Annotated in this window: 24 protein-coding genes; 8 read left to right on the top strand and 16 right to left on the bottom strand. The window is 71.5% G+C overall.

Annotated features, from left to right (window positions below):
- Nucleotides 1–30: 30 nt before the first annotated feature.
- Nucleotides 31–510, bottom strand: a complete 480-nt coding sequence (locus KJK29_RS13245) for a thiol-disulfide oxidoreductase DCC family protein (RefSeq protein WP_215119184.1) — start codon at nucleotides 508–510, stop codon at nucleotides 31–33.
- 12 nt (nucleotides 511–522) lie between these two features.
- Complete coding sequence (locus tag KJK29_RS13240; RefSeq protein WP_215119183.1) at nucleotides 523–930, bottom strand: hypothetical protein; 408 nt, start codon at nucleotides 928–930, stop codon at nucleotides 523–525.
- Between the two features lie 119 nt (nucleotides 931–1,049).
- On the opposite strand from KJK29_RS13240, the gene KJK29_RS13235 reads away from it, so the two are divergent.
- Together KJK29_RS13235 and KJK29_RS13230 are read left to right on the top strand one after the other, a co-directional pair.
- Nucleotides 1,050–1,442, top strand: a complete 393-nt coding sequence (locus KJK29_RS13235; protein WP_215119181.1) for a hypothetical protein — start codon at nucleotides 1,050–1,052, stop codon at nucleotides 1,440–1,442.
- Nucleotides 1,442–3,913: a DUF4132 domain-containing protein gene (locus KJK29_RS13230; RefSeq protein WP_215119179.1), complete on the top strand. Its 2,472-nt coding sequence runs from the start codon at nucleotides 1,442–1,444 to the stop codon at nucleotides 3,911–3,913. The genes KJK29_RS13235 and KJK29_RS13230 overlap by 1 nt, the downstream gene beginning before the upstream one ends.
- Nucleotide 3,914: 1 nt before the next feature.
- On the opposite strand, the gene KJK29_RS13225 is transcribed toward KJK29_RS13230, so the two are convergent.
- From KJK29_RS13225 to KJK29_RS13200, 6 genes are all read right to left on the bottom strand, one after another.
- On the bottom strand, nucleotides 3,915–4,526 hold the full coding sequence (locus KJK29_RS13225) for a Uma2 family endonuclease (RefSeq protein ID WP_215119178.1): 612 nt from the start codon (nucleotides 4,524–4,526) through the stop codon (nucleotides 3,915–3,917).
- Nucleotides 4,527–4,680: 154 nt separating this feature from the next.
- On the bottom strand, nucleotides 4,681–5,460 hold the full coding sequence (locus KJK29_RS13220) for a succinate dehydrogenase iron-sulfur subunit (protein WP_215119176.1): 780 nt from the start codon (nucleotides 5,458–5,460) through the stop codon (nucleotides 4,681–4,683).
- Complete coding sequence (gene sdhA / locus KJK29_RS13215) at nucleotides 5,460–7,214, bottom strand: succinate dehydrogenase flavoprotein subunit (RefSeq protein WP_215119175.1); 1,755 nt, start codon at nucleotides 7,212–7,214, stop codon at nucleotides 5,460–5,462. The genes KJK29_RS13220 and sdhA overlap by 1 nt, the downstream gene beginning before the upstream one ends.
- 19 nt (nucleotides 7,215–7,233) lie before the next feature.
- On the bottom strand, nucleotides 7,234–7,713 hold the full coding sequence (locus tag KJK29_RS13210) for a succinate dehydrogenase hydrophobic membrane anchor subunit (protein WP_215119172.1): 480 nt from the start codon (nucleotides 7,711–7,713) through the stop codon (nucleotides 7,234–7,236).
- 5 nt (nucleotides 7,714–7,718) lie between these two features.
- A complete protein-coding gene (gene sdhC, locus KJK29_RS13205) occupies nucleotides 7,719–8,099 on the bottom strand; it encodes a succinate dehydrogenase, cytochrome b556 subunit (protein WP_184591193.1) in 381 nt (126 codons plus the stop codon).
- A 255-nt stretch (nucleotides 8,100–8,354) separates the two neighbouring features.
- The gene (locus tag KJK29_RS13200; RefSeq protein WP_215119170.1) at nucleotides 8,355–8,813 is read right to left on the bottom strand and encodes a 2-oxo-4-hydroxy-4-carboxy-5-ureidoimidazoline decarboxylase; all 459 of its coding nucleotides are present in this window, start codon (nucleotides 8,811–8,813) and stop codon (nucleotides 8,355–8,357) included.
- A gap of 290 nt (nucleotides 8,814–9,103) precedes the next feature.
- Between KJK29_RS13200 and KJK29_RS13195 the strand changes: the two genes are divergently transcribed.
- The 4 genes from KJK29_RS13195 to KJK29_RS13180 all read left to right on the top strand — a co-directional run bounded on the left by KJK29_RS13195 (nucleotide 9,104) and on the right by KJK29_RS13180 (nucleotide 12,481).
- Entirely contained in the window at nucleotides 9,104–10,699 is a 1,596-nt protein-coding gene (locus KJK29_RS13195) for a beta-N-acetylhexosaminidase (protein ID WP_215124255.1), read from the top strand.
- 96 nt (nucleotides 10,700–10,795) lie between these two features.
- The gene (locus KJK29_RS13190) at nucleotides 10,796–11,302 is read left to right on the top strand and encodes a hypothetical protein (protein WP_215119169.1); all 507 of its coding nucleotides are present in this window, start codon (nucleotides 10,796–10,798) and stop codon (nucleotides 11,300–11,302) included.
- Nucleotides 11,303–11,409: 107 nt separating this feature from the next.
- Nucleotides 11,410–11,964, top strand: a complete 555-nt coding sequence (locus KJK29_RS13185; protein WP_215119168.1) for a hypothetical protein — start codon at nucleotides 11,410–11,412, stop codon at nucleotides 11,962–11,964.
- Nucleotides 11,965–12,085: 121 nt separating this feature from the next.
- The gene (locus tag KJK29_RS13180; RefSeq protein ID WP_215119167.1) at nucleotides 12,086–12,481 is read left to right on the top strand and encodes a hypothetical protein; all 396 of its coding nucleotides are present in this window, start codon (nucleotides 12,086–12,088) and stop codon (nucleotides 12,479–12,481) included.
- Nucleotides 12,482–12,483: 2 nt separating this feature from the next.
- On the opposite strand, the gene KJK29_RS13175 is transcribed toward KJK29_RS13180, so the two are convergent.
- Nucleotides 12,484–13,749: an N-acetylmuramoyl-L-alanine amidase gene (locus KJK29_RS13175; protein ID WP_215119166.1), complete on the bottom strand. Its 1,266-nt coding sequence runs from the start codon at nucleotides 13,747–13,749 to the stop codon at nucleotides 12,484–12,486.
- A gap of 233 nt (nucleotides 13,750–13,982) precedes the next feature.
- Here KJK29_RS13175 and KJK29_RS13170 point away from each other — a divergent pair, with 233 nt between their 5' ends.
- Nucleotides 13,983–14,600, top strand: a complete 618-nt coding sequence (locus tag KJK29_RS13170) for an RNA polymerase sigma factor (RefSeq protein ID WP_215119165.1) — start codon at nucleotides 13,983–13,985, stop codon at nucleotides 14,598–14,600.
- A gap of 183 nt (nucleotides 14,601–14,783) precedes the next feature.
- Entirely contained in the window at nucleotides 14,784–15,326 is a 543-nt protein-coding gene (locus tag KJK29_RS13165) for a hypothetical protein (protein ID WP_215119164.1), read from the top strand.
- Between the two features lie 30 nt (nucleotides 15,327–15,356).
- On the opposite strand, the gene KJK29_RS13160 is transcribed toward KJK29_RS13165, so the two are convergent.
- From KJK29_RS13160 to KJK29_RS13130, 7 genes are all read right to left on the bottom strand, one after another.
- Nucleotides 15,357–16,331 carry a ScbA/BarX family gamma-butyrolactone biosynthesis protein gene (locus tag KJK29_RS13160; RefSeq protein WP_215119162.1) on the bottom strand — a complete coding sequence of 325 codons (975 nt, stop codon included), beginning with the start codon at nucleotides 16,329–16,331 and terminating at the stop codon, nucleotides 15,357–15,359.
- 1,137 nt (nucleotides 16,332–17,468) lie between these two features.
- Complete coding sequence (locus tag KJK29_RS13155) at nucleotides 17,469–17,945, bottom strand: flavin reductase family protein (RefSeq protein WP_215119159.1); 477 nt, start codon at nucleotides 17,943–17,945, stop codon at nucleotides 17,469–17,471.
- Between the two features lie 105 nt (nucleotides 17,946–18,050).
- Complete coding sequence (locus tag KJK29_RS13150) at nucleotides 18,051–19,160, bottom strand: LLM class flavin-dependent oxidoreductase (RefSeq protein WP_215119158.1); 1,110 nt, start codon at nucleotides 19,158–19,160, stop codon at nucleotides 18,051–18,053.
- A gap of 63 nt (nucleotides 19,161–19,223) precedes the next feature.
- Nucleotides 19,224–20,489 carry an ATP-grasp domain-containing protein gene (locus tag KJK29_RS13145; protein WP_215119156.1) on the bottom strand — a complete coding sequence of 422 codons (1,266 nt, stop codon included), beginning with the start codon at nucleotides 20,487–20,489 and terminating at the stop codon, nucleotides 19,224–19,226.
- The gene (locus tag KJK29_RS13140) at nucleotides 20,486–21,823 is read right to left on the bottom strand and encodes an aminotransferase-like domain-containing protein (protein ID WP_251057776.1); all 1,338 of its coding nucleotides are present in this window, start codon (nucleotides 21,821–21,823) and stop codon (nucleotides 20,486–20,488) included. Before KJK29_RS13140 ends, KJK29_RS13145 begins: the two co-directional genes overlap by 4 nt.
- A 67-nt stretch (nucleotides 21,824–21,890) precedes the next feature.
- Complete coding sequence (locus KJK29_RS13135) at nucleotides 21,891–22,196, bottom strand: YciI family protein (RefSeq protein WP_215119154.1); 306 nt, start codon at nucleotides 22,194–22,196, stop codon at nucleotides 21,891–21,893.
- Nucleotides 22,197–22,243: 47 nt separating this feature from the next.
- Nucleotides 22,244–22,999 carry an SDR family NAD(P)-dependent oxidoreductase gene (locus KJK29_RS13130; RefSeq protein ID WP_215119152.1) on the bottom strand — a complete coding sequence of 252 codons (756 nt, stop codon included), beginning with the start codon at nucleotides 22,997–22,999 and terminating at the stop codon, nucleotides 22,244–22,246.
- Between the last annotated feature and the right edge of the window lie 29 nt (nucleotides 23,000–23,028).

Below are 23,028 nucleotides of genomic sequence, written 5' to 3'. Positions count from 1 at the left end.
GAAGAGAGCCTAACGTCAGCACCGGTGCGGCTACCGAGGGGCGCAGGTGCCGTCGGCGCAGCCCGGCGCGGTGTAGGTCCAGCCGGCCTCCGGGGTGTACGCCCACCCGTCCGCCCGCCGGTACACCCGGCCGCCCCACCGCGTCCCGCCCCACTGCGACCCGCGCCATTTCGCGGCGGCCAGCACCGCGCCCTTGGCGAGCAGGGCACCGGAAGGGGTGCTGAGCCGGTGGGCGAGCGGACGGTGCTCGCGCAGCGCCCACAGGGTGACGATCCAGGCGGCGGGCCCCAGATAGACCTGCCCGGCGTCGCCGACGACGGTGATCTCGTCGAGGGTGGCGCCGTGGTCGAGTCCGGGAAAGCGCCGCCGGGCCTCCTCGGAGGCGGCCGGGACCAGCTCCAGCGGCACCAGTTGCGGCTGCCGCAGGAGCCAGTCGCGCAGGAACGCGCACAGGGAGCACTCGGCGTCGTACAGGACGGTGAGCCGGCGGACCGGTGCGGTGGCGTTCACCCGGGCCTCCGCTCAGGCCCGCGCCGACGGAGCCGCCCAGCCCTGCGGCGGCACGGGCGGCACCTGCTCCCGCTCCATCACACCCCGCCGCCGGATCCGGTTCAGCACATAGACGTTGGCCAGGTGCATCACACCGAGCACCAGCAGCACCACACCGAGCTTCGTCGACAGGGCCTCGAAGACCCCGCGGGTGTCGGTGATGGTCTCGTCCCCGCTCAGATACAGCGCGACGAACCCGAGGTTGACGAGATAGAACCCGACCACCAGCAGGTGGTTGACGGCATCGGCGAGCTTCTCGTTGCCGTGCAGCACATCGGCCAGGAACACCTTCCCGTTCCGACTGAGCGTGCGAGCCACCCAGACCGTCAACGCGACGCTGACCACCAGGTAGATGACATAGGCGATGACCGTGCGGTCCATTGCCCCACCCTTCTTGAACACGTTCAAAACGCTGTCGAGGAAGACTGTAGACCCTTTTTTGAACACGTTCAACACAGGGGTCGGGGTGATTGTCAGTGGCGCCTCGTACTGTCTGCGGCATGGCAATCGTGACGTTCGTCGACGAGACGACAGCGGGGGAGCGACGGGCGGGCTGGGGGCTCGAGATCGCCGAGGAGCGGCTGACCGTGCGGGAGTTGATCCGGCGCCGGGTGTTCCAGGAGGTCGCGGAGTTCAACGCCCGTACGCCGAAGGTGTTCCAGGGGCTCGTCCAGCCCGAGGACACCGAGCGCGTGCTGAACGGATACGCGGTGCGCACACCCCGCCGCATCGACCCCGAGGCGCAGACGGCCCTGGCCCTGCGCGCCTTCGCGGGGAACGGCTTCCTGGTGCTGGTGGGGGACCGTCAGATCACGGACCCGGACGAGGAGATCGAGCTGCCGCTCGGTACCGAGATCACCTTCCTGAAGCTCGTTCCCCTGGTGGGTAGCTGATGAGCGCCTTCCGGTCGCCCCGGTCGCACACGGACCGGCTGCGCAACAGGATCGAGGACGGCGACATGGGCCGGGTCGCCGACGAGGCGCTGCGGGTCATGGACTCCAGCCGCGGCGCCTGGGGAGGCAGTTGGCAGCAGGTGCTGGACCAGCTCCGGGAGCTGCCGGCCGAGCGCCGCCGCGCCCTGCTGTACGCCCTGGCCGACCGCTTCGGCCAGGCCGGTGACGAGACGGAGGCCCGCTGCCGCCATCTCGCCCTGTGCGGCATGGTCTCCGAGGGCCTCACCGACGACCCGCTGGCCGCCGAGCGCCACCGGGCCCTGGCCGATCTGGCCCGGCACCAGTCCTTCTGGTACGCGGCCCGTTTCGACGTGCTGTTCCGGGCCGAACTGGCCGCGGGACGCCCGCTCCCCGCGCCCGTCGTGGCCGTGGTCCGCCGCGCCGCCCTGGACGCCTACCGCGCGGGCGACCTCACGGAACTGGCCGGGCAGCTCACCGACCCCGTCCTCAACGTCGGCGAGGAATGGGCCGAACAGGCCATGCGCGACGCCGCCGCCCCCGACTGGCAGGCCCTCCTCGCGCACGCCCTCACGGCCACCGCCTCCAAGCCCACGGCCAAGTGGGACAAGGGCGCCCGCGCCCTGCTCGACACCCTCGGCCCCGACGACGTCCGCGAGCGACTCCACTCCTGGCTCGCCCTCGTCGGCCGCCCTCGCACCCTCCTCCTGGAACGCCAGGCGTGGCAGCCGGACATCAACAACGCCTACGACCCGTACAACGCGACCGCCCTGCGCGGCCTGGCCTGGCTCCTCTCCCTCCTGCCGCCCCACCCCGACACGGCCCGGGCCCTCGGCGCCCTCGTCGAGACCTCGCTGAAGAAGGCCGCCGGACTCGGACCCCGCAATCCCAAGGTCGCCAACGCCGGCGTCGTCGCGCTCGCCCGCATCGACAGCGAGGCCGCCCTCGCCGAACTCGCCCGGCTGGCCACCCGGGTGACGTACAAGAACACCGCCAAGCTCCTCGACACGGCCCTGGAGACACGGGCCACCGCGCTCGGCCTCAGCCGCGAGGAGATCGAGGAACTGGCGGTCCCCGCCTACGGCCTCACAGAGGTCGGCCGGGCGGAGCACCGCTTCGGCGAGGTGACCGCGCTGCTGGAGGTCCAGGGCACCCGGGCCGTGCTCGGCTGGCGCAACGCCGCGGGCAAGCCCGTCAAGAGCGTGCCCGCCGCGGTGAAGCGCGACCACGCCGAGGAGCTCAAGGAGCTGAAGGCCGGGCTCAAGGACATCGACAAGATGCTCTCCGCGCAGAGCGAGCGCCTGGACCGCCAGTTCCTGGCCCGCCGCACCTGGTCGTACACCACCTGGCGCGAGCGCTACCTCGACCATCCGCTGGTCGGCACCCTGGCCCGCCGCCTGCTGTGGACCGTCGACGGTACGACGGCCGGATTCGCGGACGGCGAGCTGCGGACACTGACCGACGACCCCCTCACTCAGGGCACGCGGGTCGAACTCTGGCACCCGGCCGGCCATGAACCCGCCGAGATCGTCGCCTGGCGCGACTGGCTGGAACGGCACGCCGTCACCCAGCCGTTCAAACAGGCCCACCGCGAGATCTACCTGCTCACGGACGCCGAGCGCACCACCGGCAGCTACTCCAACCGCTTCGCCGCCCACATCCTGCGCCAGCACCAGTTCCACTCCCTGGCCGCCGTCCGCGGCTGGCGCAACAAGCTCCGCCTGTGCGTCGACGACTCGGCCCCGCCCGCCACCCGCGAGCTGCCCCAGTGGGGCCTGCGCGCCGAGTACTGGATCGAGGGCGACGGCGAGGACTACGGCGTCGACACCACCGACTCCGGCAGCTATCTGCGCCTGCGCACCGACCAGGTCCGCTTCTATCCGATCGACGCCCCGCAGAACTCGGCGCACTGCTCCGGCGGCGAGTACGGCATGTGGCTCCGCGACGGCCAGGACCCCGTCGACCCGCTCCCCCTGGCGGACATCCCGCCCCTGGTCCTCTCCGAAGTCCTGCGCGACGTCGACCTGTTCGTCGGCGTCGCCAGCATCGGCAACGACCCGACCTGGCAGGACGGCGGCCCCGGCGGCCGCTTCCGGGAGTACTGGACGTCGTACGGCTTCGGCGAACTGAACCAGAGCGCCGAGACGCGACGCGCGCTGCTGCAGCGCCTGATACCTCGCCTGGCCATCGCCGACCGCTGCACCCTGGAGGGCCGCTTCCTGCATGTGAAGGGCGAACGCCACACGTACAAGATCCACCTCGGCTCGGGCAACATCCTCATGACCCCGAACGACCAGTACCTCTGCATCGTCCCGAAGTCCGACCCGGCCGCCCCGGGGACGGGCTACCTCCCCTTCGAGGGCGACCGCATGCTGGCGGTCATCCTGAGCAAGGCGATGCTCCTGGCGGCGGACACGAAGATCACGGACCCCACGATCCTGAGCCAGCTGTGACTCAGTCGCTCGTCGCCGGCTGTCCCGCCTTCAGAATCGCGGCGACATCGAGGGTGACCTCGGCGCCGATGGAGTCGGGGAGCGTGACGAGTTCGCCGGGGGCATGGGGACGGTGGTTCTCGTACTTGTCCCCGGCTGGGGCGGTGAGGACGTGGAGGCGCTGGTGTTTGCGGTCGACGATGACATACACCGGGACCTTCGCCTCCGCGTACGCGGTGACCTTGGTGCGCAGGTCGGTCCGGTAGTTGCTGGAGGTGACCTCCAGGACCAGGCGGAAGCAGACGGGGTCGTAGCAGTTGTTCTCGATGAGGTGGTCGTCGATGTCGCCGTCCACGAGAGACAGATCGGGAATCGCGTAGTCCTCCGTGCCGGTCGGCAGCCAGAGGCCGATGCCCTGAACCAGCTTCGAGTCCGGCCCGTGAAGGCCCGCTGCCATGAAAGGCAGCATGAGGTCGGTCAGGGCCACCGCGTGCGAACCGTCGGGAGGTGGAGACGCGAGGATCTGGCCTCCGATGATCTCGACTCGGTAGCCCGGGTTGCGCTCCATGAGCCGGTTGGCCTCCGTGATCAGCGGACGCCTTCCGTAAGGCCGCTCGACGGCTGCAGCGGACATCAGGTGCCTCCCGTGGCTGGTGTCGAGAGCATCATCGTAGGTCGGACGCCCCCCGAGCGTCGCTCTCGGCCTCCTTCACCCGATGGTGTGGCATATGCCCGAGGGCCCCGTTCCCAGCGGAAACGGGGCCCTCGAAGGACTGCGGAACGCGAACTCAGAAGCGGCGCGTGATCAGCGCTCGCTTCACCTCCGCGATCGCCTTGGTGACCTCGATGCCGCGCGGGCAGGCGTCCGTGCAGTTGAAGGTCGTGCGGCAGCGCCAGACGCCGTCGCGGTCGTTGAGGACCTCCAGGCGCTGCTCTCCGGCCTCGTCGCGCGAGTCGAAGATGAAGCGGTGCGCGTTGACGATGGCCGCCGGGCCGAAGTACTGGCCGTCGTTCCAGAAGACCGGGCACGACGTGGTGCAGGCCGCGCAGAGGATGCACTTCGTGGTGTCGTCGAAGCGCTCGCGGTCCTCGGCCGACTGAAGGCGCTCACGCGTCGGCTCGTTCGTGTCCTTCGTGATGAGGAAGGGCATGACGTCGCGGTACGCCTGGAAGAACGGCTCCATGTCGACCACGAGGTCCTTCAGGACCGTCAGGCCCTTGATGGCCTCGACCGTGATCGGCTTCTCGGGGTTGATGTCCTTGATCAGCGTCTTGCACGCGAGGCGGTTCTTGCCGTTGATCCGCATGGCGTCGGAGCCGCAGATGCCGTGCGCGCAGGAGCGGCGGAACGTCAGCGTGCCGTCGACGTCCCACTTGATCTTGTGGAGGGCATCGAGGACGCGCTCCTTGGGGTCGATCTCCAGCTGGAAGTCTTCCCAGGTCGCCTCGGCCGAGACCTCCGGGTTGAAGCGGCGGACCCGGAAGGTGACGGTGATGTAGGGGGAGTCGGCGAAGCCGGGCTCGGGCTGGCCGGCCGCTTCCGCCTTGTCCACAACAGGGGTAGCCATCAGTACTTACGCTCCATCGGCTGGTAGCGGGTCTGGACGACCGGCTTGTAGTCGAGACGGACGGTTTCGGAACCGTCGGCGCCGACCTCGCGGTACGCCATGGTGTGCCGCATGAAGTTGACGTCGTCGCGGTTCGGGTAGTCCTCGCGGTAGTGACCGCCGCGGGACTCCTTGCGGGCGAGCGCGGAGACCGCCATGACCTCGGCGAGGTCCAGCAGGTTGCCCAGCTCGATGGCCTCCAGCAGGTCCGTGTTGAACCGCTTGCCCTTGTCCTGGATCGACACGTTCTTGAACCGCTCGCGCAGCTCCGCGATCTTCTCGACCGCCGTCTTGATCGTCTGCTCGGTGCGGAACACCATGACGTTGGCGTCCATGGTCTCCTGCAGTTCGCGGCGGATCGCCGTCACACGCTCGGTGCCGGTGGAGTCGCGCAGGCGCTCCACCTGCTCGACCACGAGCTCCGCCGGGTTCTCCGGCAGCTCGACGAACTCCGCCGTCTGCGCGTACTCGGCGGCGGCGATGCCCGCGCGCTTGCCGAACACGTTGATGTCCAGCAGCGAGTTGGTGCCGAGGCGGTTGGCGCCGTGCACGGACACACAGGCGACCTCGCCGGCCGCGTACAGGCCCGGGACGACGGTGGTGTTGTCCGACAGGACCTCACCCTCGACGTTCGTCGGGATGCCGCCCATGACGTAGTGCGCGGTGGGCTGGATCGGGATCGGGTCCGTGTAGGGCTCGATGCCGAGGTAGGTGCGGGCGAACTCCGTGATGTCCGGGAGCTTCGCGTCCAGCTGCTCCGGCGGGAGGTGCGTCAGGTCCAGGTAGACGTGGTCGCCCTCGGGGCCGCAGCCGCGGCCTTCCCGGATCTCCGTGTAGATGGAGCGGGAGACGACGTCACGGGACGCGAGGTCCTTCATGACCGGCGCGTACTTCTCCATGAAGCGCTCGCCGTCCTTGTTGCGGAGGATGCCGCCCTCACCGCGGGCGCCCTCCGTCAGCAGGATGCCCATGCGCCAGATGCCGGTCGGGTGGAACTGGAAGAACTCCATGTCCTCCAGCGGCAGACCCCGGCGGTAGACCGCCGCCTGGCCGTCACCGGTCAGGGTGTGCGCGTTGGACGTCACCTTGAAGAACTTGCCGCAGCCGCCGGACGCGTAGACCACGGACTTCGCCTGGAAGACGTGGATCTCGCCGGTGGCGAGCTCGTACGCCACCACACCGGCCGACTTCTTGACGCCGTCGACCTCGGTGATCAGCTGGTCCAGGACGTAGAACTCGTTGTAGAACTCCACGCCCTCCTTGACGCAGTTCTGGTACAGCGTCTGGAGGATCATGTGGCCGGTGCGGTCGGCCGCGTAGCAGGAGCGGCGGACCGGGGCCTCGCCGTGGTTACGGCTGTGACCGCCGAAGCGGCGCTGGTCGATGGTGCCGTTCGGCGTGCGGTTGAACGGCAGGCCCATCTTCTCCAGGTCGAGGACGGAGTCGATGGCCTCCTTCGCCAGGATCTCGGCGGCGTCCTGGTCGACCAGGTAGTCACCACCCTTGACCGTGTCGAAGGTGTGCCACTCCCAGTTGTCCTCCTCCACGTTGGCCAGCGCGGCGGCCATGCCGCCCTGCGCGGCGCCCGTGTGGGAGCGGGTGGGGTACAGCTTCGTCAGGACCGCGGTGCGGCTGCGCTTCGTCGACTCGATGGCGGCGCGCATGCCCGCGCCACCGGCGCCGACGATGACGGTGTCGTACTTGTGGATCTTCATGATTCTCGCAGCCCCGTGCCTAGCGGATGTTCGGGTCGAAGGTGAAGATCACCAGCGTGCCCAGCAGGATGGTGAACACCGTGGCGGTGTAGAGCAGGCCCTTGAGCCACAGCCGGGTGTTCGCGCGCTCCGCGTAGTCGTTGATGACCGTGCGCAGGCCGTTGGCGCCGTGCAGCATCGCGAGCCACAGCATCAGCAGGTCCCAGACCTGCCAGAAGGGGCTCGCCCAGCGGCCCGCCACGAAGGCGAAGCCGATCTTCGACACACCGCCGTCCAGCACGAGCTGGATCACCAGGTGGCCGATGACCAGCACGACCAGCACCACGCCGGACAGGCGCATGAACAGCCAGGCGGCCAGCTCGAAGTTGCCCCGCGTGGACTTCGGGGTCTTCTTGGTGCGCTTGCGCGGGGCCTCGATGAAGGGGGCCGGGTTGTCGACGGTGTAGACGTCGCCCTCGACGGGGCCGACGCCCGCAGCGGTCTTCTCAGTCGTGGACATTGGCGTCAGCTCCCGAACAGTTCACGAGCGGCGTGGCCGAGGACGGGGTAGATCGCCCCGAGCATCAGCACGGCCCACAGGGCTACGACGGTCCAGAGCATCTGCTTCTGGTAGCGAGCGCCCTTGGTCCAGAAGTCGACGGCGATGACGCGCAGACCGTTGAGCGCGTGGAAGAGGATGGCGGCGACGAGGCCGTACTCCAGCAGCGCGACGATCGGCGTCTTGTACGTGGCCACGACGGTGTCGTAGGCCTCAGGGGACACGCGGACGAGAGCGGTGTCCAGCACGTGAACGAACAGGAAGAAGAAGATGAGGACGCCGGTGACTCGATGAGCCACCCAGGACCACATTCCTTCCCGGCCGCGGTACAGCGTTCCAGCCGGCACGGAAGTTTCCTCCGGGAGCGGGGATTGGGGCCGCGCCGGCTTGGTGTGTCGGTCGGGCCCGGCCGGGTACGGTCCACCGGCCCCCAGCATCGTAGCGATGCGTTGTCGCTGGGCTTAGCGGGGGTCTGGCTGTGTGATCAAACTGGCATGCTTACGGGCTAGTGTCTGCGGCTTCTGGGGTGTGATTTCCCGTTATCTGCCGGGTGCGGCGCCGTTGTGGCTTGTCGCGCCCACGCGGCGGTAGCCGCACATCGACTACAGCCCCGCGCCCCTGAGGGTGTCGATCAGCCGCTCCGTTGCCAGGCGCCGCAGCTCGTCTGCCACCACCGCTCGCTCCTCTTCGGGATCGTTGGTCAATCGTGACCGGATGGCTTGCAGGAGGTGGTCCAGGGTCTCGTCCGGGGTCAGGCCGTCCAGGCAGATGACGAACACATGGCCGAAGCGGGCCTCGTAGGCGGCGTAGGCCGCGCTGAGGGCCGTGTGCGCGACGGCGTAGGTGTCCGGGGCGAGGGCGGGCAGGGGCTCGGCCGCCAGGGCTTCCGTGAGGTCGGGCCAGGCCAGGTCGTAGGCCGCCTCGTCGGAGGCGGCGAGCAGGGAGGCCAGGTCCGGATAGGGGCGGTGTTCCGCGACACGCCGGGACCAGCGGGGGCTGCGCAGGCAGGTGAGGAGAGTCCGCTCCAGCTCCGGAGCGGAGGCCGCGTTGACATGCTCCACCGGTATGGCGGCTCGGCCGGGGAGATCTGGGAGACGGTGGGCGGGCAGCGTGGGTCCTCGTGGGCTTCACGTGTGTCGGCAGGGCAAGGTGTGAGAGATGTGACGTCACGCTATCGAGTGCGACCGAGACGTGTCCGACGGATGCCCGAATTTCACCCGGGCGAGAGAGTTTCGGAACGTGTGGTGGACGCGCGCCACGCGCCGTGGGGTTTTAGGTTGGCCGTGTGAGTCAGCACAGGCGCCGGGGTACGGCGAAGCAGGTGAAATCACGGCCAGTGCTGGTCGTGGCCATGGCCGTCGCACTGGTCGTGATCGCGGCCGGGGTGAGTCTGGGGCTCTGGGCGGCCTCGGACGGCGACGGCGGGTCCACCGGGGCCGAGGCCAGACCCTCCGACGGCCGGACCGCCGCCGCCCCGCGCGGCACCACGCCGGAGAGCAGCCCCAGCCCGAGCCGCTCGTACGCCCTGTCGAAGGCGCCTCGGACGATTCCCTCCGTGCGCGACCACGAGCCGGCGCGCGGCCCGGGCTGGAAGCCGGAGAGCGGCAACCGCGTGGTCGTGGACGACGCCTCCCTGGCCGACGAGGGGCGGCTGGTCGCCGGTGAGCTGGGGATGAGCTACGCGGGCGAGAAGGGCGACCGGCGCGCCGGGGACCTGCGGCTGGCGCTCGGCGGCGACAAGAAGGCGAACCCGGAGTCGTACGTCATGACCGTGCGCGAGGGGCGTACGGAGATCACCGGGCCCACCGACGCGGGCGTCTTCTACGGCACCCGCACGCTCAAGCAGGAGACGCACGACGGCGGGACGGCGCCCGAGGGCGTGGTGCGGGACGAGCCGGCCAAGCCGCAGCGCGGCTTCATGCTGGACATCGCGCGCAAGCCCTTCACGGCCGGCTGGATCGAGGACCGGGTCCGGGAGCTGGGTGATCTGAAGTTCAACCAGCTCGGCCTGCACTTCTCCGACGACCAGGGCTTCCGGATCGAGTCCGACACGCAGCCGGAGATCGTGTCCCAGCCGCATCTGACCAAGGCGCAGGTGCGGAAGATCATCGACCTCGCGGAGAGCCGGCACATCACCGTCGTGCCCGAGATCGACTCGCCCGGGCACCTGGGCGCGGTCCTGCGCGCCCACCCCGACCTGCAGCTGCGCACCGCGCAGGGGTCGGCGGTGCAGGGCGCCATCGACATCTCCAAGCCCGAGAGCGCCGAGATCGTCGACGAGCTGCTGAACGAGTACGCGGAGCTCTTCCCCGGCAAGCCCTGGCACCTCGGGGCCGACGAGTACCAGGCGCTGGTCCGCTCCGACCCGGAGGCGGCGTTCCCGCAGCTGGCCGCAGCGGCGCAGAAGAAGTACGGCTCCGGTGCCACGGTCGCCGACCTCACCACCGGCTGGCTCAACGACCGGGCCGCCACCGTCCGCGAGAACGACCGCACCCCGCGCGCCTGGAACGACGGCTTCTTCCGCGGCACGTCCGTCGAGCCCGACAAGGACATCCAGGTCGCCTACTGGACCGGCAAGGAGATCGGCGCCCGGGAGCCCCTGGAGTACCTGGAGGCCGGCCGCAAGGTGATCAACTACAACGACGAGTACCTGTACTACGTGCTCGGCGAGCCGCAGACCTTCGTCTATCCGACGGGGCAGCGGATCTACGAGCAGTGGACACCACGGGTGCTGCGCGGCACCGCGGCCGTGCCGGAGCGCTACGACGGCCAGATCCTCGGCGGGAACTTCGCCGTCTGGTGCGACCTCGCGAACTCGCAGACGCAGGACCAGGTGGCGGACGGGATCCGGATGCCGCTGCGGGCGACCGTCCAGAAGCTGTGGGACCCGGACAGGCCCGAACTGTCCTGGGCGGAGTTCCGGACGCTGGCGGACAGGCTCGGCTGACTCCGCACGAATTGGCCCATACGGCTGCGAACTCCCGTACGACTGTGGTGGTCTACTGACGCGAGTCGAAGCGAATATGCCGGGGGGAACCGGAACATGGGCTACTGGGGTTACTTCGTCGTGGGCAGAGCGGAGCAGCCGCTGGGGGAGCTGGCCGCGCTGCCGGGGGCCGAGGGCGGTATGACGCCGCATGCCTCGGCGCCCGGCGGATGGCAGTTGTGGGAGTACCCGAGCGGCGAGGGCGACATCGGGAACATGAACGACCTCGCCCGGGAGACCGGGGCGCCCGCGCTCTTCGGGTACGTCATGAACAGCGAGTGCGTGGTGCTGGAGGCCGCGGCGCCTCAGAGCGGGGCGTGGACGACCTGCCTCGCGCGGGCCGCGATGGCCGGTTACTTAGGCGCGGACCGGGAGGGCCTCACGCTGGAGGACTACTTCCTCGAACCGGGCGACGCCGCCGAGCGCGCGGTGCGCTGGGCCGCCGAGGCGGGACACGAAGTGAACGCCGACGCCCTGGTGGACGTACTGACTTCAGACCCCGATCCTCTGGCCGAAAATCTCTTTTTCCGCTTCCTCGACCGACTGGGCGTGGTACCCCTGTGACACTCCGAGGCTGTTGCGCGCAGTAAGGGGAAGTGCGGGTTCCGTGAGGGTGAGGGCTGGTAGCGGCCTGGTAGGGCCCTGGAAAAGGCCCGCGGAGGGAGGCGTGGATGAGCCTGGTGGAGTTGATCGCACAGGCCGACGAACGCGGGCTGGCCGCGAGCGGGCTGGCTTGTTTGGATCGGTGCGTGCCCCTGCTGGGCGGCGACGACGAGATCCTGCGGCCGCTGTGGGCGAGCCTCACCGATGACGCCGGTGCCGGCGACTGGGGTGACGGTCTTGAGCAGGCGCGCGGGAAGCTGGACGCCGCGGGCGACGGGGACGAGGCGGTCGCGCTCGCCCACCGGATGCTCGAGGCCGCTCCCGCCGAGCGGTCCGCCGCCGAGGTGCGGGTGTGGGCCGACGCCTGCTCCGTCGCCTCCCTCCAGATCCACCGCCTCCTGGACACCGCCCCGGACGAGGCCTCCTCGGTCGACACCCGCCGCCAGGGCCGTACGGAGGGCATGTCGCCGCTCGTCGCCGCCGAACTGCGCCGCCAGGTCACCGTCCTCGAGGTCCTGGCCGGACACGGTCCGGCCGGGCTGCGGCGGGCGCTGGAGGTCTCGACGGAGGGCCGCCGGGTGCTGCGCGCGGTGGTCTCCCGCCGGATCCGGCAGCAGGGCTAAACCTCGTTCCTGAAAGAGTCCTGTGACTGTCGTAAGGCCGAGGTGGGGCGGTCCTGCGCCACTTCAGGGAAGTCGCCGATTTCGCGTGACGAAACACCGCCCGGCAGCGCATTGAAGGGGTGTGACGACTCAAGCGGAGACCAGGCCATCCGCGGCTGCGAAGCCGCTGCGGTGGGCGGCGGACACAGTGGCGACGATGCGCGAGGGAGCCCGACTGCGCCTCGACTACTCGGCACAGAGCCTGTGGAGCATCGACCGGATGATCGAAGGCATACGGCGGGAGGGAGCGCCGTACGCGGCCGTGGAGGAGGTGCTGCGCGGATTCGGGGCCTATGCCGGTGAGGTGATGGCACGGCAGACCGGGGCCGAGTGGTGGGCCACCGGCGGCGACCACTGGATACGCACCCCCGACGGGCGCCTCTGGGACCCGATCGACGAGGCCCGCCGCTGCTACGGCGGTCAGGGATCGCTGCGGCTGCTGTGCCGGGACGCGGTGGGTACGGCGCCCCGGCGGTAGCGTCAGCGGGCGAACACGCCCTCGATGCCCAGCTCGGCGAGGTCCCCTTCCCAGTCCGGCTCGAGTGCGGGCTCCGGGGCCGGTTCGGGTGCCGGTTCCGGTTCCGTCGCCGGTTGCGGTGCGACGAGCGTGCCGGCCTTCGCGGCGAGGGCGCGGATCTCGGGCAGGTCGTTGTAGAGGTTCTGTCCGGGGCACTCCGTCGGGGAGCCGTCGCGGTGCCCGGAGATGCGGTTGAGCGTGACCTTCTGGCCCGCCTGGTACTTGCCGTTGTCGGCGCCGGAGGTCAGCACCACGGTCCCGGCCGGGTCGTGGCCGTACAGGCCGAGCTTCCAGGCCGCCACCTTGGCGACCGACGCGCGCACCGCGGCGTTGGTGGCCGCCGTGGAGTAGTCGCCGAGCACCGACACGCTGCTGGTGGCGGTGTTGAAGCCGTAGGTGTGCGCGCCGAGGACGGGCTTGTCGATGCCGCCCGCACGGCCCTCGAAGACGGTTCCGCACTTGTCGACGAGGAAGTGGTAGCCGATGTCGTTCCAGCCGTTGCTCTGCACGTGGTAGAGGAACACACCGCGCACGATCGACGCCGACTGGGCGCAGGTGTAGTCGTTGGTGCCCGCCGTGTGGTGGACGAACATGGCCTGGGTGCCGGTGGTGTAGGTGGGCGGGTCCTTCACCAGGGACTCGTCGGCGCCCCAGGCGGAGCGCGACGTCACGGTGGGGCGGCCGGCCAGGGACGGGGCTCCGGGGGCCGGTTCGGCGGCGCCCGGTTCGGAGGCGCCGGGTTCGGGGACGCCGGGTTCGACGACCGAGGTCTGCACGGCCTCCGACCCGCCGTCGGGGTCGACCAGTTCGACACGCAGCCCCTGGGGCAGCCGCCCGCCCGAGACGCGTACCTGGACGCCGTCCGAAGGGCCGGTCCACAGCGGCTGGGTACCGCCGCGCACCCCGGTGTGTTCGCGGTCGGGGCCGCTCTCGGGCATGCGCACATCGGCGTCCAGCGCCCGCCACGCGCTCCACTCGCCGCTCGCGCGGGAACGGGTGCGCACATACGCGGTGCCGTCCAGGGCGGCGTCCGGGTCCGCCCAGGTGACACCGACCATGCTGAACGGCTCGGTGGTGCGCGGGGCGAGGGACCGTTTGTGCGGATCGCCGTCCGGCACCCGGACGGTGTACACGCCGTCCGAGGACGAGGCCCGGGCGGGCTGGGCCAGACCGAGGGCACCGAGGGCCAGAGCGGTGGCGACGGCGGTGCGCAGGAGGGGAGAGGGCATACGGCGCTCGCCTTTCGTCGGGCGGTTGCATCGCCTCACAGAGCTCCCCGGTACGTCACTTGGCCCAAACCTCAACGGGCCGGCGCTCCCGAGGACGGCGGGTCGGGTTGACCCGAACGGTGGTCGGCCGCCGGGCGTCTGACGCGCTGTGACACATCCGCGCGCACCGGCGCTGATCAGCGTGGGGGCGTGGTACGGGAGGGCGCGCACTCGGTACGGACGGGGACGGGTACGTGGGTCAGGGAGCGGCGCCCCGGCACATGCGGGCGTACGACGGGGAACTGGGCGCGGCCGTCGCGCGCGCCCAACAGGGAGACGAGGCGGCCTTCGCGGTCGCCTACCGGCTGGTGCAGCCCGGCCTGCTCGGCTATCTGCGCGGCCTGGTCGGGGACGACGCGGAGGACGTGGCGTCCGACGCCTGGCTGGAGATCGCCCGGGACCTCGGCCGGTTCCAGGGCGACGGGGCCGGTTTCCGCGGCTGGACGGCGACCATCGCCCGGCACCGGGCGCTGGACCATCTGCGCCGGCAGCGGGTACGGCCCCGGCCGGCCGTGCTGGAACAGGACGTCCTGGACCTGCCCGGGCCGCACAGCACGCACGACCAGGCGCTGGAGGCCCTGTCCACCGCGCACGCCCTGGAGCTGGTCCGCGGTCTGCCCCGCGACCAGGCCGAGGCCGTGCTGCTGCGCGTCGTGGTCGGCCTCGACGGCCCGGCCGCCGCGCGCGTCCTCGGCAAGCGGCCGGGCGCGGTCCGCACGGCCGCCTACCGGGGGATCAGGCGCCTCGCCCGGCAGTTGGGCGCGGAGGGTGTGACGGATGAGGCTCCCCGGACGCTGGGGGAGTCGACGTGAACGAAGCTCAGCTTCGCCGGCGGGGCTGACGGGACCGCGCGGCAGATCCGCCGTGAACAGGCCGGACGTGCGGGACGTACTGGTGGCCCGGCGGCGGTGCGGGCGTGCGGCCGTGCGGGCGAGTGGGTCGAGCGGGACCGAGCGGGAACCGAGCAGGGACGGGATGGGACATGGGTGTCGGGCATGGGTGAACGGCAGAGCGGCGGCGGGCCTCCCGGCCGTGCCGCCGGCCGTGGTGCCCGTCCCGCCCTGCTCGACGCCGAGGTCGAGGCGCTGATCGTCGCCTCCCTCGTCCGGGACGGAGTCGACGCCGAGGCCGAGCAGCGGGCCGTGGCCGCGTTCCGCGCCGCGCGGGACGCCGGGGACCACCGGACCCGTGCCCGCCGCCGGGGCGACGGGGAGCCCCGGGAACGGCGGTCCCCGGGGCGGTCTCTACGGACGGCGCTCTCCGTGCTGTTCGGCGGTCTCGTGCTGGTCGGTGTCGTCATGGGCGTGATCGGCGCGGCGGGGTTCCCGGCGGACGACGGTCCCCCGGCCCCCGCCCCGGCCACCGAGGACGACTGCCGCGACTATCGGACGGTCGGGGGAAACGGCCGGGTCATGAACGCGATGGTCTGGCAGCGTCTCGTGGCGGCGGCGGGCGGTGCGCGGAACGTCACGGCGTACTGCACGGCACAACTGGCCGAGCCGAAGCCGGACGGGAACGACGGCCGCGCCACCCCCTAGGAGTGTCCTGAAGAATTCTCCTGTCCCCCTTCAGTCGCACAGGCTGGCCACCACGAGGCTGTCGAAGGCCAGCCGTCCGGACTGCCACGCGGTGACCCGGATCGCGGCGTCCTCGCTCGCGTCCTGCGCGGGGAGCCTGGTCGCGGAGACACGGCAGGGGAGGCCCAGGGCCAGGGGGAAGTGGAAGGCGCTGCGCAGTTCCACGGGGAGCACGCGGTACGGGGCGCAGGCCGCCTGTACGGCCTGGCGGGCGGCCTCCAGGAGCACCATGCCGGGGATCTCGTGGGTGGGGTGGTCGAAGAGCACCGGGTGGCCGGGGTCGATCCGCAGGTCCCAGTTCAGGCCCCGGCGGGCGGCGGCGGAGCGGGGGACGCCGAGGACGACGTCGCGTTCGTCGAGGCGGCCCACGATCGCGGGAGGCACGGGGTCGGGCAGGGACGGGTACCCGCCGCCCTCCCCTGCGGCGGGGTCCCGGGGGGCGGACGCGTGCAGGGTCAGCCGTCCCGCGCCGGCGAAGTCGTCGCCGCGCAGCAGGTCGGCCTCCAGGGTGAGCGCGGTCGGGGGGCCGTGACGGTCCGTGGCGCCCCGGACGTCGGTGGCCGCGGCCTCCAGGCGCATCTCGGCGGGGCGGGTGCCGAGCAGGATGACGCCCGGTACGACCTCGAACTCCAGTTCGGCGATGGTGAAGTGATGGTCCGCCGGGACGCCGTAGTACGTCTGGCCGACCAGGACGGAGGCCTGCCGTAGCGACTCCGCTGTGAGCAGGGGGTCGTACCAGGCGCCCGCGATCGGCGCGTAGAAGTGGTGCCCGCGCGGCCACTGCGCGCCCAGCCGGAACGTGTCGGGGCCCAGCCGCCGCCAGTCGGTGATCAGCACCTCGGCCACGGCACTGCGGTCGACGAGATGACGCGGGGCGGTCCGGACGAAGCGGAGGTCGGCCTCCGGCCCGGCATCCGGCGGCCGGGGGAGGGTGAGCGCCTTGGGTGTCGGATCGGTGTGGGACACGCGGGTTGCCTTTCTCATGGGCGTCGACGCGACGAACGCGCCCCGGGGGCGGGTCCCGGGCGGGTCCGCCCCCGCCGAGCCGGGCCGGGGCAGGGGGAGTGCGGAGTCGGGTCCCTGTGCGGTACGGGGTCCCGGGCCGGCGCCGCCCGGCCGGCTGGACCCCTGGGCGGACGGGCCAGGCCCGGGGCTCGTACAAGCCGGGCTGCACCCTGACGGGCGGAGCCGGGTCCCGGGCCGGGTGGGGTGCGGAGTCGGGTCCCGGGGTGGTGCGGGGTCCGGGGCTTGGTCGACGCCGCTCGGTCGGCTGGACCCCCGGGGTCGGCGGGGGCCAGGTCCGGGGCGGGCCCTTGCCGGCCGGGCTGGGCACTGCCGGGGTCGAGTTGGGTCCCGGGGTGGGCGGAGTTGTCGGGCGCAGGGCCGATTCGGGTCCCGGGCCGGGCGGAGTTCTCGGAGTCGGGGGCGGGGTCGAGTTGGGTCCCGGGCCGGAGTTCTCGGAGTCGGGGCCGGGGCGGGTCCCGGGCTCGGCGGGCCGTCCCATCGGGCCGGGCCCCCTCGCCGGGCCGAGGACGCCGGTGGCCTCGGATCGGCGGGTGGTGGGCGGGCAGGGTAGGTGGCGGGTGCGGGTGCGGGTGCGGGTGCGGCGGGTGGTGAGTGACGTGGTGCCGCGTCTTGCCTGGCGGCCCGGCCCGTACAGCGGCCGGGCCCGGTGCGGGAAGGGACCCGTAGTTACGGCCAGGGCCGTGCTTGCGGTTGGGGCCCGGTGTCCGTGTGGGACCCGGTGCCTGTGCTGGACCAGTGCCCGTGCGGTACCCGTGCCCGTGCGGGAGCCGGTGCCGGAACGGGACCGTAGCCACGACCAGGGCCGTGCTTGCGGTTGGGGCCCGGTGTCCGTGTGGGACCCGGTGCCTGTGCTGGACCAGTGCCCGTGCGGTACCCGTGCCCGTGCGGGAGCCGGTGCCGGAACGGGACCGTAGCCACGACCAGGGCCGTGCCCGCGACTGGACCCGGCGCCCCTACGGGACTCGGTGCCCCTGCTGAGCCGTTGCCCCTGCTGGGCCGGTGCCCCTCCGTGACCCGGACCCGGTGCCCCTGATGGGCCCGCATCGAGGGTCGTTCGGCCGTAGCCGGAAGGAGATGTCAGGCCGCTGCCAGAGCCGTGAAGCGGCCCGCGTGGAAGACCAGGGGGCCCTCCTGGGCTGTCAGGGCGCCTTCCAGGGCCTCGGCGATGACCAACTCGTGGTCGCCCGCCGGGTGGACCGTGGTGATGCGGCAGTCCAGCCAGCCGAGACCGTCCGCGGGGATGGGATGCCCGGCCCGGGTCGTGGACCAGGCGCCCGCGGCGAAACGGTCGGCGCCCTTGGTGCTGAACAGGCGGCACAGCTCGGCGTGCCGGTCGCCGAGGATCGTGACCGCGAAGGAACCGGCCTCACGGATCGCCGGCCAGGTCGAGGACGTGTCCGCGGCGCACAGGGCGACCAGCGGCGGGGTGAGGGAGACGGAGGTGAAGGAGTTGACCGCCATGCCCTTGGGGCCTTCGGCCGTGTCGGCGGTGACCAGGACCACTCCCGTGGTGAACCGGCCGAGTATGTCGCGGAACGAGCGTTGCTCCAGCATGAGTTCTTTCCGATCGGGTGAGACGCACGGCCGGGCCGAGGGAACGGCCCGACCCGGCGTGACATGACGTGGCATACGGCGGGCTCGGCGAGGACGCCCCTCGCGCTACTTCTTCCGGCTGGCGATCGCGAAGTCCACGGCCTCCTGCGGCCGGGCCGCCGAGCCGTTGATGCGGGGGGCGACATGACGGGCCAGCAGCTCCATGCTGCGGTTGGTCTTCTCCCAGGACGTCCAGTCGGCGACGTAGACGAGCAGCGTGCCGAAGCCGCCGGTGATCTCGTGCAGCCGCTCGATGCCGGCGACCACGTCGTCCACCGAGCCGACGAGCGCGCCGCCCGCCTCGACCCGGGCCTCCAGCGCCTTCTCGCGCGGCACGTCGGGGCTGAGGACCTCACGGCCGGCCGCCTTGCCGAAGTACTCGAACAGCCAGCGGTCGTAGCCCTCGCGGACGTCCGCGAACGCCTCCTCGCGGGTCTCGGCCACGTGCACCGGCAGCGCGATACGCCACTTGTCGCGGTCCAGGGTCTGCCCGTGCTCGGCGGCGGCCTCCTCCGCGTACTTCCACTGGTGGGCCAGGTTGATGTGCGCGGGGGCGCCCGGCGTGAGGAGGGCGAAGGGCAGCGCGAACGAGGTCATGCTCAGCCCGTACTGGCCGATCAGGCGCGGGCTGGACTGCGAGGTGCCGGACGTCGCGACCGCGACCTCGATGCCCTGCGGGCTGAAGCGCGGCAGCTGGAGCTTGGCGTCGCGCAGGTCGAACCAGTCCGTCTGCTGTGTGATCCGCTCGTCGCCGTTGACCAGCTCCAGGACCGTCGGCAGGGCCTCCTCCAGCCGGCGGCGCTGCACCGGCTGCTCCAGGCCGAACATCTTCGCGTCGAAGGGCACGCCCGGGCCGACGCCCAGGATGTACCGGCCGCGGGTGAGGTGGTCGAGGTGGACCGCGCGGCTCGCCACGTGGAAGGGGTGGTGGCCGGAGAGCGGTACGACGCCGTGGGCCAGCTTGATCTGGGTGGTGCGCTGGGACGCGGCGGCTATCAGCGTCTCGGGCGCACCGACCAGGCCCCAGCCCAGCGTGTGGTGCTCGCCGAACCACGCCTCGTCGAAGTTGAGGTCGTCGACGTACTCGACGAGGTCCAGGTTGCGGCGGATCGCGAGGTGCGGGTCCTGGCCGGTCTCGTGGACGGGGGACAGGAAGAGACCGATACGGCTGTGCATGACAGACCTCCGGGAAGCAGGTAGAGAGAACAAAGGCAGGGCAGGGCAGGGAGTGGGTGAGGGTCAGGCGACCCGGTACACCGCGTCCTTCAGCGCGCGGACCTTCTCGTAGCCGGCCGTCAGGGCCGTCTCGTCCGGTGCCGTGAGGAACACCCGCATCGAGCTGGTCAGCAGGTCGACCGTGGGCTTGATCCGGGCGCCGGGCGTGTACTTGACCGTCGCGAGGAAGACGCTCTCCAGGCCGCGGATCTCGGCCACGGCCGTCTCATCGACGGAGGACACGACCCCGTCGAGCTCGGTCGGGGCGTTGTAGACGACGGCGGGCTGAAGCCTCGTGTACGTCCGGCCGGCGTACTCGGCGCGGAACGCGTCGGGCCGGGTGTACGCCTGCGCGGTGAGCGCCGCCTGGTTGTGGCCGAGGCACACGTCGTGGAAGGGGGCGTTGATGTTGCCGTTGAGGCGGGTGCCGATCTCGACCAGGACGGGACCCTCGTCGGTGACGATGACCTCGGCGTGGGCCGGCCCCCAGGCGACGCCGAGGGCGGCGAGGACCTCGTCGACGTACGCGGTGAGTTCGGCGACCACCGGGTTGTCGTACGGGTCGGCGAGGAGGTCGCGGTTGTAGATGTTCTTGCCGGACGGCAGCAGCGTCTTCTCGTACTCCCAGACCCCGCAGACGTACCGCTCGCCGCCGCGGCTGACGGTGTCGACGATGTACTCGGTGCCCTTGAGGTAGGACTGCACGAGGATCTCGGTGTTGGCGAGGCCGAACATGTTCGGGGCGTCGAGGACGGTCCGGGCGGCCGCGCGCACCGCGTCGGGGCCGTCGCAGACGAAGACGCCGTCGGAGGCCGCCGAGCTCAGCGGTTTGACGACCACCGGGTAACTGCCGTGCTCCTCGGCCCAGTCGACCGCCGCGTCCGGGTCGTCGGTCTTGAGCTGGCGTGCGCAGCGCACCCCGGCGCGGCGCAGCGTCTCGATCATCTCGTACTTGTCGCGGCGGGCCGGTGACAGCGCCGAGCCGTTGGAGGGGACGCCGACCGCCTCGCTCAGCCGGTCGGCGAGCGGTACGGACGACTCCTGGCCGGCGATCACGCACACCGGGTCGAGGGCCCGCAGCCGCTCGACGAGGGCGCTCTCGTCGCCGTGTCCGGGGATGTTCTCCCGGTAGGCGGTGAGGTCCGGCGGTGCCATCGCCGGGATCAGCTCCGGGGTGGACTGGACGTGGACGACGTCCGTGCCGTACGCGGCGAAGGCGGCGGGGTAGAAGTTGCCGGCGGAGTAGCCGTCGACGATCACCGCCACGGGGCGCGTGGGCGTGCTGCTCATGAGGTGGCCTCCGGTTCGGGCGTGGACTCGGCCTCGATGAAGCGGGCCAGGCGGGCGATGCCCTCGCGGATCGCGGCGGGCGTGAGGTTGCTGAAGCCGAGGCGCAGGGCGCGTTCGCCGCTGCCGTCGAGGTGGAACATCCTCATCGGCGCCCAGCTGACGGCGTAGTCGCGGGCCGACCGCTCCATGGCGACGAGGTCGGCCTCGAAGGGCACCTCGACGACCAGGAAGAAACCGCCGCGCGGCCGGTTCCAGCGCACGCCGTGCTCGGCGTACCGCTCGGGCGGGAAGTGCTCGGCGAGGGCGTCGAGGGTGGCGGCGAGCCGCTCCTGGTAGACGGCGGCCAGATCGCGGGTGGCGGAGCGCAGGTCGTAGCCGGCGTCGACGAGGATGCCGCCGATCGCGGCCTGGGAGAGCGAGGACGAGCCGACCGTGAACATCGCCTTGGCCTTGGAGAGTTCCTGGGCGAGGGTGCGCCGGGTGCCGTCCTCGCCGACGACCTCCCGGTCACCGACCAGATAGCCGAGGCGGGCGCCCGGGAACGCGGACTTGGCGAAGGAGCCGAGGTAGACGACGTCACCGCGGGTGTCCAGCGCCTTGAGCGTCGGCAGCCGCTCCTCGTCGTCCGCGAAGAGCCCGTAGGGGTTGTCCTCCAGGATGGTGAACCCTTCCTCGGCGGCCAGTTCGAGCAGCCGCCGCCGGGCCTCCAGGGGGACGACCGTGCCGGACGGGTTGGAGAAGTCGGGGACCAGGTAGAGCGCGGTGGGCCGCTTGCCCTCGGCGCGCACGGCGCGTACGGCGGCGGCCACGGCCTCCGGCTCCAGTCCGTTGGGCCCCTCGGTGATGCCCTTGACCGGAATGTCCAGCATGCGGGCGGCGCCGCGGATCCCGACGTAGGCCGGCGACACGGACAGCAGGACGTCGTCGGGCGAGCGGAACAGCCCCCGCAGGGCGACGAGTGCCGCCTCCTGGAAGCCGTGCGTGATCATGATGGCCTCGGGCGCGACATCGATGTCCTCGTCCTTGGCGAGCATCCGGGCGACCTCTTCCTGGATGAACCCGTTGACGGGTCCGTACTGGAAGTGCAGCCGGGTGACGCGCTGCTCGGGCACCCCCTGCTCCCGCAGGTGCGCGATGTAACGGTCGACGTAGTACGAGAGCTTGGTGAGGTCGTGCGTACCGTCGTGGGGCGCACCCGACGAGAACGACAGCGCCTCGGGGAACTTCATCGCCGTCTCGCTGAGCAGCCGCATCGAGTCCATGCCCGGGTCGACGATCCCGGCGTGCAGGGCTTCCCGGCGCAGCGGGGCGGGGGTTTGCTGAACTGGCGTCACGAGCACGTCAGTCGGTCCTTTCGGGGGAGGCTTTCTTCATTACGGGGAGGGTGGCGAAGCCCCGGGCTCAGGCCGCGGCCTGCTCCGACGCCGCGGCGGCCCAGGTGCCCTTGCCCGGCGCCCACTGCCGGATACGGACCCGGCGGACGATGCCGCCCTTGACGTAGGGCTCGGCGTCCAGGACCTCCTGGAGGCGGTCGCGGTCCTCGGCCTCGTAGACCAGCAGGCCGCCGTTGGTGTCCTTGAGCGGTCCGGCCAGTAGCAGGACGCCGCTGTCGGTGAGGGACCGCAGATACTCGGTGTGGGCGGGGTGCAGATGCTCCCGGCCCGCACGGTCGACGTTGTACTCGAACTCGACGACGAACTTCGCCATGGATGCCTCCGGTGTCACTGGGCGTGGGGACGGTGTGCGGGCGGGACTCACATGTAGATGCCGCCGTTGATGTCGATGACGGACCCGGTCGAGTAGCCGGCGCTCTCGGAGCAGAGGTGCAGCACACTGCCGACGGCCTCGGCGACGGTGCCGTAGCGGCCCATCGGCAGCTTGGCCAGGACGGCCCGCTGCTGCTCCGGGTCACGCCGCTCGAACGCCCCGGCGACCCGCTCGGTGGCGATGGGCCCGTGGGCGACGACGTTGACGACGACCCCGGTCGGGGCCAGCTCGAACGCCAGCTGCTTGGTCATGCCGATGACGGCGGCCTTGGCGGCGACGTACGCGGCGTTGTTGAAGCGGCTGTAGGTACGGCCGCCCGCCGAGGCGAAGTTGACGATGCGGCCGTAGCCGTCGGCGGCCATGCGCGGGGCGCACACCTTGACCGCGATCCAGCTGCTGACCACGTTCTCCAGGAAGGACTCGTCGAAGTGGTCGGTGGTGAGGTCGGCGTAGCCGATCACCCGGGTGTCGCCGCCGACGCCGTTGACGAGGATGGACGGGGCGAACCGGTCGACGATGTCGGTCAACTGGCGTTCCGCCGCCGCGATGTCGGTGATGTCACCGACGACCGTCTCGACCTTGGTGATCCGTCCCAGCTCCTCGGCGAGCCGGCCGACGGCCTCGGCGTCCCGGTCGAACAGGACCAGCGTGTGGCCCTCCTCGGCGAGCTCGCGGGAGACCTCCTTGAGGATGCCGCCGGCGGCGCCGACGAGGAGTGCGGTGCGGGGGGTGGGTGCGGGCATGGTGGGTCACCTTGTCTCTCGGGTGGGGG

It is taken from the genome of Streptomyces koelreuteriae, assembly GCF_018604545.1.
In the GTDB taxonomy this organism is placed as follows: domain Bacteria; phylum Actinomycetota; class Actinomycetes; order Streptomycetales; family Streptomycetaceae; genus Streptomyces; species Streptomyces koelreuteriae.
This window is presented reverse-complemented; position numbering and strand designations above follow the sequence as displayed.